This is a genomic window from Phycisphaeraceae bacterium, from assembly GCA_019636795.1.
Classification (GTDB): Bacteria; Planctomycetota; Phycisphaerae; order Phycisphaerales; family UBA1924; genus JAHBWW01.
In genome coordinates, this window is sequence record JAHBWW010000007.1 from 20,362 (window position 1) to 35,740 (window position 15,379).

General features: G+C 59.5%; 12 protein-coding genes. 7 read left to right on the forward strand and 5 right to left on the reverse strand.

Going from position 1 to position 15,379, the window contains the following annotated elements; translation table 11 throughout:
- Nucleotides 1-83 precede the first annotated feature (83 nt).
- Nucleotides 84-638 carry an RNA 2',3'-cyclic phosphodiesterase gene (gene thpR, locus KF757_14120; GenBank protein MBX3324112.1) on the reverse strand — a complete coding sequence of 185 codons (555 nt, stop codon included), beginning with the start codon at nucleotides 636-638 and terminating at the stop codon, nucleotides 84-86.
- A gap of 101 nt (nucleotides 639-739) precedes the next feature.
- On the opposite strand from thpR, the gene KF757_14125 reads away from it, so the two are divergent.
- Nucleotides 740-2,815, forward strand: coding sequence for an alpha-L-fucosidase (locus KF757_14125; GenBank protein ID MBX3324113.1), 2,076 nt, complete (start codon nucleotides 740-742; stop codon nucleotides 2,813-2,815).
- A 27-nt stretch (nucleotides 2,816-2,842) separates the two neighbouring features.
- Nucleotides 2,843-3,922 (forward strand): N(4)-(beta-N-acetylglucosaminyl)-L-asparaginase, encoded by a 1,080-nt coding sequence (locus KF757_14130; GenBank protein ID MBX3324114.1) that lies wholly within the window; start codon nucleotides 2,843-2,845, stop codon nucleotides 3,920-3,922.
- Between the two features lie 12 nt (nucleotides 3,923-3,934).
- Here the strand turns inward: KF757_14130 and KF757_14135 are convergent, their stop codons facing one another.
- From KF757_14135 to KF757_14145, 3 genes are all read right to left on the reverse strand, one after another.
- The gene (locus tag KF757_14135) at nucleotides 3,935-5,101 is read right to left on the reverse strand and encodes a hypothetical protein (GenBank protein ID MBX3324115.1); all 1,167 of its coding nucleotides are present in this window, start codon (nucleotides 5,099-5,101) and stop codon (nucleotides 3,935-3,937) included.
- 109 nt (nucleotides 5,102-5,210) lie between these two features.
- Nucleotides 5,211-5,756 (reverse strand): RNA polymerase sigma factor, encoded by a 546-nt coding sequence (locus KF757_14140; protein ID MBX3324116.1) that lies wholly within the window; start codon nucleotides 5,754-5,756, stop codon nucleotides 5,211-5,213.
- Nucleotides 5,753-6,487, reverse strand: a complete 735-nt coding sequence (locus tag KF757_14145) for a hypothetical protein (protein ID MBX3324117.1) — start codon at nucleotides 6,485-6,487, stop codon at nucleotides 5,753-5,755. Before KF757_14145 ends, KF757_14140 begins: the two co-directional genes overlap by 4 nt.
- Before the next feature lie 203 nt (nucleotides 6,488-6,690).
- On the opposite strand from KF757_14145, the gene KF757_14150 reads away from it, so the two are divergent.
- On the forward strand, nucleotides 6,691-8,346 hold the full coding sequence (locus KF757_14150) for a cation:proton antiporter (protein ID MBX3324118.1): 1,656 nt from the start codon (nucleotides 6,691-6,693) through the stop codon (nucleotides 8,344-8,346).
- Nucleotides 8,343-9,944, forward strand: coding sequence for a cation:proton antiporter (locus KF757_14155; GenBank protein ID MBX3324119.1), 1,602 nt, complete (start codon nucleotides 8,343-8,345; stop codon nucleotides 9,942-9,944). The genes KF757_14150 and KF757_14155 overlap by 4 nt, the downstream gene beginning before the upstream one ends.
- A gap of 10 nt (nucleotides 9,945-9,954) precedes the next feature.
- On the opposite strand, the gene KF757_14160 is transcribed toward KF757_14155, so the two are convergent.
- On the reverse strand, nucleotides 9,955-10,308 hold the full coding sequence (locus KF757_14160; GenBank protein ID MBX3324120.1) for a DUF393 domain-containing protein: 354 nt from the start codon (nucleotides 10,306-10,308) through the stop codon (nucleotides 9,955-9,957).
- Nucleotides 10,309-10,573: 265 nt separating this feature from the next.
- Here KF757_14160 and KF757_14165 point away from each other — a divergent pair, with 265 nt between their 5' ends.
- From KF757_14165 to metH, 3 genes are all read left to right on the forward strand, one after another.
- Nucleotides 10,574-11,287 (forward strand): pirin family protein, encoded by a 714-nt coding sequence (locus KF757_14165; GenBank protein MBX3324121.1) that lies wholly within the window; start codon nucleotides 10,574-10,576, stop codon nucleotides 11,285-11,287.
- Nucleotides 11,288-11,358: 71 nt separating this feature from the next.
- Entirely contained in the window at nucleotides 11,359-11,583 is a 225-nt protein-coding gene (gene rpmE, locus KF757_14170) for a 50S ribosomal protein L31 (GenBank protein ID MBX3324122.1), read from the forward strand.
- A 130-nt stretch (nucleotides 11,584-11,713) separates the two neighbouring features.
- Nucleotides 11,714-15,286 carry a methionine synthase gene (gene metH, locus KF757_14175; protein ID MBX3324123.1) on the forward strand — a complete coding sequence of 1,191 codons (3,573 nt, stop codon included), beginning with the start codon at nucleotides 11,714-11,716 and terminating at the stop codon, nucleotides 15,284-15,286.
- Nucleotides 15,287-15,379: the final 93 nt, after the last annotated feature.

Here is a 15,379-nt window from a genome sequence, read left to right on the forward strand (position 1 = left end):
AGGACAATAAACGGATCTCAAGATCCGTTAATGAGATTGAGAATCATTCTAAAAGATAAGTCTAGCGCGCCGAAGTCATTCCGTCAGCCTGTACGTTCGGTTCCACTCCTCAGGACCACCCTCCCCAGCAGATGGTGTTCCGCCCCGCTCGGCTTGAGCACGCTGCTCATCAAACAAATCTCGCGCACCGCAAACGTGCCAGCTTCAACGGGTACTGGGCCGATCTTCTCAATCCCGCCTGGTCGCCATCTCGCGAGCGTCACATGTGGCACATATGCACGGCCCGAATTTTTGTGACTGAATCGGTGGGCCAACCTCCGCTGCAATTCTGCCAGTTCATACGGCAAGTCCAGCTCGACGGCGACCAGTCGTGGCGAACGCTCCGGGAGGCCGATCAACCGGATTGGAGTGACTTCAAACGCTGCAAGCCCAGAAGCCGCCCGCTCCAATGTCTCGCGAATGCGAGGGAGTTCGCGTCGCTCAACCGGCCCGATGAAATGAACCGTCAGGTGCATGTCGCTCGCCACCTGGTGCGGCGGAAGTGCGACCAGTTCGAGAAGCCCTACCAACGCCACCACAGTCTGAGGCGGGGGATATGCCGCGACAAACAACCTTACCTTTTCTGAATGAAGCGGCATAGGCGATTGTTGCCGCGTCACAGCACGCTGACAGTTCTGCAATCTTCTTCATCGGTCTGAAATCTGGTACGATTTGACAACACGGTTCCGGAGATTTGGCGATGCGCTTTATGCCAATTACGCTTGCTGCCCTTGGTCTGTGTCTTGGCGTTGCACCAGTCCGCGCCGCCCCACCAGACGATGAACGCATGACGTGGTGGCGTCAAGCCCGCTTTGGCATGTTCATTCATTGGGGCCTCTACGCCATTCCCGCCGGCGAGTGGGGCCAGGGAACCGACCACGGTGAGTGGATCCGCACCACGGCCCAGATCCCACTCGAAACCTACTCGAACTTCCAGCACGATTTCAACCCGGTTCACTTCGATGCCGACCAGTGGTGCCGCATCGCCAAAGACGCCGGCATGCAGTACATCGTCATCACGACCAAACACCACGACGGATTCGCCCTGTTCGACTCGGGCGTGAGCGACTTTGACATCATGTCCACGCCATTTGCACGCGACATCATGGACGAACTGGCCGATGCATGCCGCCGCCACGGACTGCGGATCTGCTGGTACCACTCAATCATGGACTGGCACCACCCGGACTATCTGCCACGACGAAACTGGGAAGCCGATTCGCGTCCCGCCGAGGGTGCCGATTTCGATCGCTACGTCGCCTTTCTCCACGCGCAAGTCACAGAACTGCTCACCAAGTACGGCGACATCGGCGTCATGTGGTTCGACGGCGAGTGGGAGAACACCTGGACCCACGAACGCGGCAAGGAACTCTACGAACTCTGTCGCAGCCTCCAACCCGACGTCATCGTGAATAACCGTGTCGATGTCGGCAGGCAGGGCATGGCAGGATTTTCCGCCGAAGGCTTTTTTGGCGACTTCGGCACGCCCGAACAGGAAGTGCCCGCAACAGGCCTGCCAGGTGTGGACTGGGAAACATGCATGACCATGAACCGCCACTGGGGATGGAACAAACATGACACGCAGTGGAAATCAACGACCCAACTCATCCACACCCTCGTCGACATCGCAAGCAAGGGTGGCAATTTCCTGCTCAATGTCGGTCCACGCGCCGATGGTACATTCCCGCCCCAGGCCGAGCGAAGGCTCACCGAAATCGGACACTGGATGAACCTCAATGGCGAAGCAATCTATGGCACGACCGCAAGCCCTTTCATCAACCTGCCATTCGTCGGTCGCGCCACGCTGCGCGAAGGAGACGAGCAATCGACGATCTATCTGCACGTCTTTGAATGGCCCGAGACGCACCAGATCACGCTTCAGGATTTCGGCGGTAGCGTCATCGGTGCACGCCTGCTCTCGGACCGCAACACCGCCTTGCGCGTTCAGGGACCGCCACACAACTCGCAATTGGCACGTGCCCATCGCATCGCGCGCATCCTGCTCCCACCCGTGATGCCCGATGAACGCTGCACCGTCATCGCACTCGATATCGAGGGGCGGCCCGTGATCTTCAGCGAGCCGGCGATTGCGTCCTCGTACGATGCGATCTCTGGCAATTCGGAGATCGTCTCGTTCGTCAACCCAATCGAAATCAAGCTCTCGACGCGCACCGGTACGATTCGCTACACCCTCAACGGACACAAGCCGACTACATCTTCTCCGCAATATACCGGCCCATTTGTTCTCAGCGAGAGTGCAACGGTCACTGCAACGACGTTTGACGGAAACTGGGACATGTCGGATCCTGCACAGCGACACTTCCAACGTGTCGAACCACAGGCAGGATCGGCCCAGCGCGGAGCATCAGCCGGGCTCGCGGCCCAGCGGATTGACGGAGTGTATTCATCACTTCCTGACTTTGCCGCGGCACAACAAATCGGAGCTGCAACAAGTATCGGTCTCACGCCGGAGTGGTCCCGAGAAAACATCGCGCTCCGCAAGAGCGGCGTACTGACGCTCGAACACGACGGCATGTACCACTTCTCGCTCACTTCCGACGATGGTTCCCGATTGTGGATCAATGGAGTACTCTTAATCGACAATGACGGGCTTCACCACGCCAGAACAATGCACGGCTCGGGCGCCCTCGCCGCCGGTCATCATCAAATCGTCGTCGAGTGGTTCAACCGATCGGGCGGGGCAACGCTCGAACTGCTCATGGCCCGCGATCACCATCCCCCCGCCCCGGTCCCCGCAAAGGCACTGAGCCACTGAATCTTGCACAAGACACAGGAGTCTGCCATGAATGATCGAAGGGAGTTTCTCGCCATGATGAGCGCAGCCGCATTCGGCGGGATTGCAGGTTCAGCTTCAGGAGGTGCTGCTGGCTCGTCCTCACGCGGGCCGGGCGATGAGCACCGGGGGCCATGCGTCATCGCAAGCGCCAATGGCCTGCGCAACAACGACACAGGATGTGTCGTCACGGCGATGAACGCCGTCCGCCGCGGTCTCGATCCCGTTGATGCCGTCGTTGCAGGTGTCAAACTTGTAGAAGATGATCCCGACGATCATTCAGTCGGCCTCGGCGGGTTGCCCAACGAAGACGGAATCGTGCAACTCGACGCCTCAGTCATGCACGGCCCGACCCACAAGGCCGGTGCCGTCGCTGCACTCGAAAACATCCGCTACGCCTCCGAAGTCGCCTTGCATGTGCTCAAACGCACCGATCACATTCTCCTGGTCGGCGAAGGGGCAAAGAAGTTTGCACTTCGCATGGGATACAAGGAAGAAAACCTTCTGACCGACAAAGCCCGCAAGATCTGGCTTCAATGGAAAGCCAACATGAGCCGGGAGGATGACTGGCTCAACGATGACGAGATGGATTTCCCCCCGCCCGCGCACTCACGCATCGACCCCACACAGCCTTTCACCTACGGCACCATCAACTGCTCGGCAGTCAATGACCAGGGCACACTGGCAAGTTGCACCACCACGAGCGGACTGAGCTACAAGATACCCGGACGCGTCGGCGATTCACCGATCGTCGGTGCAGGCATGTACGTCGATAACGAAATCGGAGCCGCAGGCGCGACCGGGCGAGGCGAGGCAGCCATCGCAAACTGCACTGCCTACGAAATCGTTCGCTCCATGAGCCAGGGCATGACACCGACCGAAGCCTGCCTGCACGCTGTACGCCGCATGGCAGACCGCACACTCGAGAAGCGGCTGCGGAACGATAAAGGACAGCCAAACTTCAACGTCATTGTCTACGCCCTGCGCAAAGACGGCGCGTACGGCTCCGCATCGATCCACCCCGGAGCGCGATTCGCTGTCTACGACTCCACAGGCCCGAAACACGTCAACGCCGCGTCGCTCTTGTAGTGCCACACTCTGTCAGAAAATCATCCCGATCTGGGCAAAGATCGAAAACTGGTCGTCGTTCGGGCTTGCGAGCAGACCCGAACCCGTGCTCGTGCCGACGAGCGAACCCGCCTGAGCGTCAAGATACCACATGGCCTGAACCTTCACAACCACAGCGTGGCTTTCCGGAATGACATACCAATTAAGCCCGGCAGTGATCGTGCCAAAGTCGTGAGTCACCCCGGGTCGGTCATCGTCAGCGATGACGATGTCGTATCGCCCCCAGAGTTCGACGGCGTCGCTCACGAAGACCCCGCCTTGCACCACCACGCCAAAGTCATCGAAGCTTCCGCTCGCAGTGTCCGAATGTCGCCCGATGAACGCTGCAAAGGCGTTCCATCCATCGCCTTCGAGCGAGAGATCGAGTGTGTACTGCGCGAAGTCGAGATCGGTCGTGTTGCCCGTTTCGCCGCCGGTCTGGTAATGACCCGCTGCGCCAATCATCGCGGCAAAGTCTGACCCACGCCAACTTGTGAAGTCGCGGAACTGGCTCCACGCGCCTGCAAGTTTGTGATCGAGGCGACCCGTAACCGCAAAATCAGCCGCACTCGCAGCGTCAAACCGCGTGTTGAGCGTGTTCATGCCGTTGTGGATCGCAATCGCCCCCCGCCAGTCCTCCGACTCGCGTGAAGCCTGCACCCCAAGACTGCGCGACTGCGAAAAAACTGAGTTGGTGGGCGATCGCTCAGCAGCAAGTAGAATCGCATCGGATACCAATTCCTCGCGCAGCAGCGGCATCTTGAACTGCCCGAACTGCAGCACCCAGCCGCTTTCAAGCCGATGCCCGATGAACCCATCCAGAAGCGTGCCCGCTCCGCTCGGGCTGAGCTCGGTCATGACGTTGAAGGTCCAGTTCTCCATGATCTGGCCACTCAACTGGACCCGCGAGCGACGGGCCATGAACCCGTTTGTGAAGTCGTTGCCGCCTGCATCATCATCGCGCCAGTTGAGGTGATAACGAAACTGCAAGTACCCGCCGATGTTCAATCTCGCGCCTTCACTTTCCTGCGCGATGAAGAACTGCTTGTTGCGAACTCCGGCCGATCCGCTTGCGATTGACCCCTCCTGAGCACACGCGTGTGCAGCCATCCACGCCAGCACAGCCAAAGCACGAACAGCAGTCGCAGAAATCGGTGTCATGAGTAAACTCGCGTATACAAAGCCAAGTGTTGAATCGCCTGCGGACCAACCCCGCTCACAGGATCGTCAAGTAAACGCTTCTTCACAGTCGGAGAACTCATCCACAGCCTCAACTCTCGACCTCAGAATCGAGTGTGTTCGCCCCGCGCAGCATCGAGCGAAGCTTGAGCCGAGCGCGAAATGCTCGGGTGTACACCGTTCCGGCCGCTATGCCGAACATAGCCCCGACATCTTCCGCGGTCAGTTCGCGCGTCGAGAGCAATACCAATGCGAGCCGCTGATCCTCAGGCAATGACTCGAGCGCACGCAGAAGCTCCCAAGTTGTCTCGACCCATGCCAGCCGATCCATCGGCGAATGCTCAGCCTTCTGGTATGCGGATACCCTTGAAATTGCCTGATTCAGGCTGGTCACTCGGCGAGCCCGCGACCGCACGCGCAGCGACTCGCGCACCGCGATGCGATAGAGCCAGGTGCCGGGCCTGGCCTCCCCACGAAAAGACCTCGCGCCAGCATGGGCGCACAGGAAAGTCTCCTGCAGCGCATCCTCCGCCAGCGCAAAGTCGCCCGTGATTCTGAGAGCAAGGCCGAGCAGCCCATGCTGGTGCTGCTCGAACAATGCTGCAAGATCAAGTGTTGATTGCGGCTGCTGATTCAAGCGTCTGCATCCTTGCCGCTCAGCCACCCTGTAGTACTGAGGTCGCCACTGAGCATCCGCTCGTGTCGCTGCACACTGCGCGCGGTGCCATACTGCTTCCAAATTGCGGGAACAACCAGAGCAATCGCCACCGCAAAGATCGCCGCATTCCAGTACTTGCTGTCCATCAACGAATCAACGATCGCCAGGAGCAGGCCGATTGTGCAGATAATGCCCACAGCCTGCATCACAACACGTTCGTTGCGACCAATCGCCCTGTGCTGCTCGAAAGCCACTTGCGCCACATTCGTGGATCCTTCGGCAATCTGAAGAGCAAGCCGGCGACGACGGCACAGCACCCACCAATGGAGCAGAATCGGGAAGGACCACGCAACTGCCATGAACGGCACTGAGCCCCAGCTCAACAGCCCCGCCCAGGCGCTGATTGTCGCGAAAACAATCCCAAATATGGAGATCAATCCCAGCACACGCAGCATCTGGCGATCGTGCCGGAGTTTCTCCTGCACCGCTCCCGATGCTTTCCCAAAGTCGAAGTGATCAATGGCGCCTTGGATTGCCGATTGCATGCTTTGCTCCTCTTCTTCGAGTTGTTCAATCAACTCGCGCAGATCCGGTCGACGCTCGAGCAACGCAGCGAGTTCGCGCTGCCCGGACTCATCAAGCAGACCCAGGCGGTTCTGCTCGTGCAGCACGCCCATACGGTCCAGTTCGGTTGGGTTTGGGTCACTCATCACCAGATCAGAGGGCGCGTACCCCCCGAGCCTTCCCTCATCGGGACAATAATTCTCGCGTTGGGCACAATCGCACTCTTGTGGCGAGCCATCTGGCCGGCCCCTACCCTCACGCGTCGATCGAACGATTCACAAACCAATACCGATCACGCTCCGAAAGTAAACACGATCAGATCCGTCCGCACCTCATCAGGATTGCCACTTTGCTCGGCATCGAACTCGTCCGCAACATCGGCATCATGATTGTCGCCTCGGCTGGCGCGATCCTGATCCTGCGCAGGTTCAACGTCCCCACCATCGTTGTCTACATCCTCGTCGGACTTCTTCTCGGGCCGATCCTCGGCCTCCTGATTCTGACGCCACACGAAGGTGACGCACAATCCGACGCTATCGCCACTGTTGGTGAAATAGGCATCGCACTCCTTCTGTTCATCGTCGGGCTCGAACTCAGCCTCCACAAGATCAGAGACGTCGGCAAAGTCGCCGTCATCGCCGGACTCGGCCAGGTCGTCTTCACCGCCTCCATCGGTCTGGTCCTGTGTCTCCTGCTGCGCTTCACCATGATGGAGTCCATCTTCATCGCTACCGCCTTGACCTTCAGCAGCACCGTCGTCGTCGTCAAACTTCTCGATCAGAAAAAGGAACTCACGAGCCTTTACGGCCGCATCGCTGTCGGCATCTTCCTTGTGCAGAATCTCGTTGTCATCATCGCGCTGACTTTTCTTGCCGGTCTCGGCAAGCACGACAACTTCGAACTCGCAACCGTCGCAACAGGACTCATTCGCGCGTTCGTCGGCATGGGCGTACTGCTGCTCATTTCGCTGGTGGCCGCCAAATACTTGCTCAATCGTGTGTTCGCCTGGGCATCGCGCTCGCCCGAAACCCTCCTCATCTGGAGCCTCTTCTGGTGCTTCGCTTTCGTGCTTGCTGCCGAAGCAATGAGCCTCTCGCCGGAAATCGGTGCGTTCCTCGCTGGCGTTTCGCTCGCGCAACTCCCCTGCAGCGAAGAACTCCGACGCCGTGTGCACCCATTGATGAACTTTTTCATCGCCATTGCCTTCATCTCTCTCGGTGCACAGATGAAACTCGGCGATTCCGCAGCCTACTGGTTCGAGGCCACCATCCTCTCCCTTTTCGTCCTCATCGGCAACCCATTCATCTTTATGTGGATCATCTCCCGCTTCGGCTATGGCGAAAAAACCGCCTTCATGACCAGCGTCACCGTCGCACAGATCAGTGAGTTTTCATTTATTTTTGCTGCAATGGGTGTCAGTGCCGGCCTCATAGGACCACCGATTCTCTCAGTCGTAAGCGTCGTCGGCCTGGTCACGATCGCGCTCTCGGCCTACATGATCCTCTACAACCACGTCCTCTACCGCTGGTCCAAAGCCGCAGGAATCCTGCGCATGTTCAAGGCCCGCCAGAACGACGAACAACCGATCGCAGAAACGCTTTCCAATCACATTCTCGTCGTCGGCATGAATGCCCTCGGCCGGCGCATTGCGAGCGAACTTCACAGCGCTGGGCAGACCGTACTCGCCATTGACAGCGACCCGCGAAAACTCGCCGACCTTCACTGCCGCACGCTTCTGGGAAACATCGAGTATCACTCCGTCCTCGAAGAAGCCGGCCTCGCCCACGCACTCCTCGGCATTTCCGCCCTCAACATCGAAGAGGCCAACGCCCTGTTCACATATCAGTGCACCAGCCACAACGTTCCTTGCGCCATACACGCATTCGACTGGACTGTCTTCGATGAACTCCGCTCGCTCGGTGCCGACTATCTCATCGACTCCAAGGCCCAGGGAAGCGCACGCCTCGTCGAAGAACTCCATAAGCGAGGCATCGTGGACGCATGACCACGCTCCTGATCATTCTCGCAGCCGCTGCCGCTGCCCTCGGGGTCGCCACACTCCTGCGCCTTCCCACAATTCCCGTGTTGATCGTCTCAGGCCTTGCGTTCGGCGGGCTGATGAGCGTCTTTCCACAGACTACACATGAACGCACTGACTTCATTGATGTCGAACTCATCAAGGATGCCCTCGTACTCGGACTCACGTTTCTGGTCTTTGCCGCGGGGCTCGAACTCAACCCCGCGCGCGTCATGCACCGAAGGCGGGCAGCGCTGTTCATCGGACTCGCGCAGTTCTCTTGCCTGCTCATCATCGGTACCGGCGTGGCCATGCTCTTTGATCTCTCACTCATGGCCGCCCTTCATCTCGGCCTGGCTGTCGCTGCCAGCTCCACCGTCGTCGCGGTGCGCATCCTCCAGAAGCGAAGGCAATTCTTCGAGCCCTTCGGCCGCCTCGTCCTCGGCGTGCTCCTGCTGCAAGACATCCTCCTCATCGTCATCATCGCAGCTCTTTCCGGCGCAGAGCACGGACTGTTCGGCATTGCCTCGGCAACACTGGCCACTCTGGCCCTCGTCGGCCTCACGTGGCTCTGTGCACGCTGGATCGCTCCAACCCTCATCATCACTCTCAAACTCGATCAGGACAGCCTGCTGCTTGTCGCACTTGCACTCCTCTTCGGGTTTGCAGGCCTCGCATACGCGATGAAAATCCCTCCCGTTATCGGCTGCTTCCTCGCTGGCGTCTCGCTCTCGGGCTTTCCTGTCAATGGCGTCGTTCGCGGACAACTTCAATCGCTTAATCAATTCTTCCTGGCCATCTTCTTCGTCTGCCTCGGTGCAATCCTCAATGTCCCCACATCCGGGCAGATCCTGCTCGTCATCACCATGGTCGCCCTTATTCTGGTCGTCACTCCTGTCATCGTCGTCATTGTCGCCGAACGCTTTGGCATCAGCACACGCGCCGCGATCGAGAGCGGCCTGCTTCTTGCCCAAAGCAGCGAGCTCTCGATTCTCGTCGCGGTGGTGGGCGTTGCAGGAGGCTATCTCGAATCCGATATGCTCTCGGTCATCTCGCTTGTTGCAATCATCACCATGATCCTGACGTCATTCATTGCCACGGACGCCGTCACCTGGAAACTGCTCCACCTGCGCCCCGCATTGCGTCGCGATTTGGCAGGCGAAGCGCCCACCGAGCACATCGTCATGCTCGGGTGCGGCTCAAACAGCCAGGTTCTGCTCGATCTGCTTCTGCTCGAAGGTCATCGCGTCGTCGTTGCCGACGATGATCCGGTTGTCATTGCAACACTCCGCGGTCGCGGAATCGACGCCATTCGTGGCGACGGTGCAGACCCGCAAGTGCTCTCGGCCCTGTCCGCCGAGAACGCCCGTGTCATCATTTCCACAATGCGCCGCATCGAAGACAACGAACGTCTCATCGCTCGCGTCAAAGGACCGATCGTCCTCGTGCGCATCGCCGGTGATTCCGAGTCCCGCCGCATAGAACGCGCCGGTGGCGTTGCAATCCGCGAAGATCTCGCAGCCGCAGCCGACTTCATGAACTGGTTCAACACACGCTTCCAACACAACACGATGAAACCCGCCTGAGGCCTTGCCTTCATCTCAAATCAAGAAATCGCAAACGCTGCTCTTCAGTCGGAACCAGACAGCCCGCTTCGACGCCAAGGCGATGCCGATTTCTCGCAACCTTGCGGTAGACCCAATCACGCATGGGCCTGGGCACAACACGCCAAAGCGCCAACCACCGCCAAGGTGCCCGCATCCGCCCCGCGATGCGCAGCGCCGCGTCGCTCCGCACATACGCACGCCCCCCATCGATCAACACCATCGTGCCTTCGCCAGCAGTCGCCGCTGCAAGACCAAACTCATCCAGCAGACCTTTCCCGACCGACGACGTTTGCGACGCAAACACGAACTCAGGCCCGCGCTCGTGTGTCAGTATCCATTGCACCGAACGAACGCACAAACCACACGCACCGTCGTATAGCACTATTGGAACCTGTCCCCATTGGGCATCGCACGCCATCACGATTCAATGGTATACCGATTCGTTCTGAACCGAGTCACATCTGCAACCCTCACTGAGGCAGCTTATAGCCCCCAAACTGATGCAACCACCCAACTGCCACCAGCGAATAATTCCTCCTCAGCATCAGTTTACTTGTGAGAACAAGTATCGTCAGGCCTCAAGGACCAATCCTTCTGAAAGGAATCCAATGAACGCAACCTCCCCCACTCTTCGCCCCGCACGCTCCCGTGGCCAGACCAACTTCGACTGGCTTCAGAGTTGGCACTCTTTTTCGTTCGGCCGGTACGTCGACCGCAACAACATGGGCTTCGGCCCGCTTCGCGTCATCAACGACGACATCGTCGCACCAGGCGCCGGGTTTGGCCTCCATCCTCATGACAACATGGAAATCCTCACCTGGATGCTCGCCGGCAGTCTCAAACACGCTGACAGCACCGGAAACTCCGGCGTCATCGTCCCCGGCGACGCTCAACTCATGTCCGCAGGCCGAGGCATCGAGCACAGCGAAATCAACGCGTCCAAATCCGAACCCGCCCACTTGCTGCAAATCTGGATCCGACCCGCGCAGCGTGACCTCGATCCTGCTTATCAGCAAAAACACTTCGACAGCGCTGGCCGCAACAATAAGTGGCAGACCATCGCCTCCCCGACCGGATCCGATGGGTCACTGGTCATCAATCAGGATGCCACAATCCGCGTGACGGATCTCGCAGCCGGTGCCTCGATTGTCCTGATTCCCGCCAAATCCCGCCGGTCGTACGTCCATATCGCGACCGGTCAAGCCACCACCGAGGATCACACCTCCCTAGAAGCGGGGGATGCCTTGACATTGGAGGTCGCGCTCCCGATCACAATCCGGGCGACGACCGACACCCAGATCCTGTGGTTCGAGTTCGCCTGACCTTGCCCGTCCAGATCAACCCGCCTATTGTCCTCTCCGCGCTGCGGCATCTGCCGGCGGAGGAACCGATCATGAAGAGCGAAGGCCACCCCACGTACTACCCGTCCTGCAAAGTCTACTACAACGGCGAAGTCGTCATGACCGTCGGAGCCACCGTGCCCGAGATGCATGTTGACGTCTGGTCCGGTTCGCACCCGTTTTTCACGGGTAAGCAGGCGTTCGTCGACGCTGCCGGCCGCGTCGAGAAGTTCCAGAAGAAGTTCGCTGGCGACTACTTCAAAAAGGGCAAGAAGTAAGCCTCCCGGTTCAACGCAAACATCCCCAAACGCCGAACTTCACTTGTTCGGCGTTTTTTATTGCCCTACAGTTCCATGATTGTCATTTGCGTTTATCCGGATGAATGGATCAATCAACCGAGACGGCCCCATGACCAGTTCGTTTCTTCAGGCTCTCCGTTCCCGCGTGCTCGTCCTCGATGGAGCGATGGGCACCCAGATTCATGATCGCGACCTCGACCTCGAGCGCGACTATCTCCACTGCGAGAACTGCACCGATGTCATCTGCCTCTCCAGGCCCGATGTGATCCAGTCGATTCACGAGGGGTATCTTGAGGCCGGCGCCGATGCGGTCGAGACCAACACCTTTGGCGGTGCGCGCCATGTGCTCAGCGAGTTCGGGCTTCAGGATCGCACTTTCGAACTCAGCAAGCAAGGCGCCGAGATTGCCCGGGCTGCGTGCGCACAGCACTCGACACCCGATCGCCCGCGATTCGTGCTCGGTTCAATCGGGCCGGGCACCAAACTCATCAGCCTCGGACAAATCACCTGGGATGACATGCTCGCATCGTACCGCGAGCAGGTGCGAGGCCTGATCGCCGGCGGCGCCGACGCTCTGCTCATCGAAACAGCGCAGGACCTCCTCCAAGCCAAGTGCGTCGTCAATGCCTGCCTTGCTGAACTCGACGCTGCCAAGCGCTGCCCCATCGACGATCTGCCCATTCTCGTCAGCGTCACGATCGAGACTATGGGCACAATGCTCGTCGGCAGCACCATCGAAGCTGCAATGATCGCGCTGCGCCAATACCCGATTACTTCCATCGGCCTCAACTGCGCCACCGGTCCGGTCGAAATGGCTGAGCACGTCGCGTATCTCTGCCGCCACTGGCCAGGATTCGTCAGCGTGCTGCCCAATGCCGGACTCCCCACTCTCGTCGATGGCAAGACCGTGTATCCCCTCAGTCCCGAACCCTTCGCACAGGCGATGAAACGATTCATCGATGACGAAGGCGTCAGCATCGTCGGCGGCTGCTGCGGCACGACACCGGCGCACATCCGCGCCCTGGCCGATCTCATCGACTCACGCCCGCAGCCCAAGCGTACGGTCACCATTCCACCCCCCGCTGCCAGCTCGCTCTACAGCGCAGTCGAGTTTCGACAGGATCAGTCATTCCTCATCGTCGGCGAACGCTGCAACGCTTCGGGCAGCAAAAAGTTCCGCGACTTGCTCGAAGCCGAGGACTGGGAAGGCATGGTCTCGATGGCCAAGCAGCAGATGCGCGAAGGCTCGCATGTGCTCGATGTCAACGTCGACTACGCCGGGCGCGACAATGCTGCGGACATGTCCGAACTGATCTCACGCCTTGCCCGCGCGGTCGATGCGCCGATCATGCTCGACTCGACACAAACGCGCACACTCGAAGCCGGACTCCAACGCACCGGCGGCAAGTGCATCATCAACTCCGCCAACTTTGAAGACGGCATCGAGAAATTCGACTATGTCTGCTCGCTGGCAAAACGCTACGGCGCGGCCCTCGTCATCGGCACGATCGACGAAGACAAGGAAGCCGCCATGGCGCGCACCGCCGACCGCAAACTCGCGATCGCCACGCGCGCCATCGAACGCGCCGCTGCTGTTCACAACCTCGGCGTCGAAGACATCTTCATCGATCCCCTTGTCCTGCCGATCTCGACCGGCATGGATGCCGATCGCCGCAGTGCGCTCGAACTCGTCGAGGGTGTGCGCCGCATCGCTGCTGCGTTCCCAAGTGTGCAGATCACAGCCGGAGTATCAAACGTTTCGTTCGGCCTGCGCCCGCCCGCCCGCGTTGTGCTCAACTCCGTGTTCCTTCATACGCTTGTCGAAGCCGGCCTCACCAGCGCGATCGTCCACGCGAGCAAGATCCTGCCCCTCAATCGCATTGAAGATGAGCACAAGCAGGCAGCGCTCGACCTGATCTACGACCGAAGGCACGAAAGCCGAGGCGGAACAGGACTGCCCGCCGGCATCGATGACATCGACTTCGACCCGCTTCAGAGGCTCATCGCGCTCTTCAAGGATGCCACGACTGCTGACTCTCACCGCAAGAGTTCGCGCACCCTCACACTCGAAGAACGCCTCCGCGCACACATCATCGATGGCGAACGTGACGGACTGCATGCTGCGCTCGAAGAAGCCCTGGCCGTCTACTCACCGCTCGACATCATCAACGATCACCTGCTCGACGGCATGAAGACCGTCGGCGAACTCTTCGGCTCCGGCCAGATGCAACTCCCCTTCGTGCTCCAGTCTGCCGAGGTTATGAAGACCGCAGTCGCGCACCTTGAGCCCCTCATGGATCGCGTCGAAGGTCAGACACGCGGCTCAATCGTCCTGGCCACCGTCAAAGGCGACGTCCACGACATCGGCAAGAATCTTGTTGACATCATTCTCTCGAACAACGGCTACACGGTTCACAACCTCGGTATCAAGCAGCCAATTTCCGACATTCTCGCCGCATGGCGCAAGACAAAGGCCGATGCGATCGGTCTCTCCGGGCTGCTCGTCAAGAGCGTTCATGTCATGGAAGAAAACATCGTCGAACTCAACACGCAGGACATCAAGGTGCCGCTTATTCTCGGCGGCGCGGCCCTCTCGCGTCACTACGCCGAAGGCCACCTGCGCAGGCAGTACCACGGCCAGCTGCTCTATGGCAAGGACGCCTTCGATGGCCTGCGAATCATGAACCTTCTCATGCAGGGCCGAGCCACCGAACTCGATTCCGAAATCAACGCGCGCCAGTCAAAGCGCGCCGACGCCATTCAGAAGGCTGAGGAATCGCGTGCTGCAAGCGAGGAATCCGTACTCTCCGAGGTCAGCACCGGAGAATCCATCGCGACACTCGCCCCGCGCAGCGCCGTCGCGCGCGATGTCGAACGCCCGACGGCTCCATTCCTCGGCTCGCGCGTCATCACCGAAATTGCGCTCGACGGTATCTATCCATTCATCAACCCGATCGCGCTCTTCCGCGGGCAATGGCAGTTCCGAAAGGGATCACGCACCGACGAGCAGTACGAGCGCGAACTTGAAGACGTCGTCACCCCAATCTACGAGCGTCTCAAGGCTCAATGCCGCGACCAGCGCATCCTCCAGCCCTCAGTCGTCTATGGCTACTACCCCTGCGCCTCCGATGGCGACGACCTGATCGTCTTCGCGCCCGACGACCCTGCGCGTGAGATCGAGCGATTCACCTTCCCGCGGCAGGTCACCAAACGCCGTCTGTGCATCAGCGACTTCTTCATGTCGATCGACGAGTGCGAAGCAGCAGGCAGGCGCGATGTGCTCGGCATGTCTTGCGTCACAATGGGCTCGCACATCAGCCAGGTCACGCGCGAACTCTTCGAACGCAACGACTACACCGAGTATCTCTACCTCCATGGCCTGGGTGTCGAGGCGGCTGAAGGACTCGCCGAGTTCTGGCACAAACGCATGCGGCAGGAACTCGGCATCGGCAACGACGACAGCCCACGCATCCGCGACCTCTTCACACAGCACTACCGCGGCAGCCGCTACTCCTTCGGTTATCCGGCATGCCCAGAAATGGCCGACCAGGACAAACTCTTCCGCCTGCTCGAACCCGAGCGCATCGGTTGCCACCTGACCGAGAACTGGCAGATTGACCCCGAACAATCAACGAGCGCGATCATCGTTTACCACCCGCAAGCCAAGTACTTCAACGTATGAGGCCCGCTCTGGTTCTCAGATGCCGATTCACGTTCAGAGAATCTGCACCGTTCGCAGCCGATCCGGCTCAAGTCGCGCCTCGATTCGATCGAT

Excerpts from the sequence above, each read along its gene's own strand:
- thpR (MBX3324112.1), bottom strand. The coding sequence starts at position 638 with ATGCCGCTTCATTCAGAAAAGGTAAGGTTGTTTGTCGCGGCATATCCC.
- KF757_14125 (MBX3324113.1), top strand. The coding sequence starts at position 740 with ATGCGCTTTATGCCAATTACGCTTGCTGCCCTTGGTCTGTGTCTTGGC.
- KF757_14130 (MBX3324114.1), top strand. The coding sequence starts at position 2,843 with ATGAATGATCGAAGGGAGTTTCTCGCCATGATGAGCGCAGCCGCATTC.
- KF757_14135 (MBX3324115.1), bottom strand. The coding sequence starts at position 5,101 with ATGACACCGATTTCTGCGACTGCTGTTCGTGCTTTGGCTGTGCTGGCG.
- KF757_14145 (MBX3324117.1), bottom strand. The coding sequence starts at position 6,487 with ATGAGTGACCCAAACCCAACCGAACTGGACCGTATGGGCGTGCTGCAC.
- KF757_14155 (MBX3324119.1), top strand. The coding sequence starts at position 8,343 with ATGACCACGCTCCTGATCATTCTCGCAGCCGCTGCCGCTGCCCTCGGG.
- KF757_14165 (MBX3324121.1), top strand. The coding sequence starts at position 10,574 with ATGAACGCAACCTCCCCCACTCTTCGCCCCGCACGCTCCCGTGGCCAG.
- rpmE (MBX3324122.1), top strand. The coding sequence starts at position 11,359 with ATGAAGAGCGAAGGCCACCCCACGTACTACCCGTCCTGCAAAGTCTAC.
- metH (MBX3324123.1), top strand. The coding sequence starts at position 11,714 with ATGACCAGTTCGTTTCTTCAGGCTCTCCGTTCCCGCGTGCTCGTCCTC.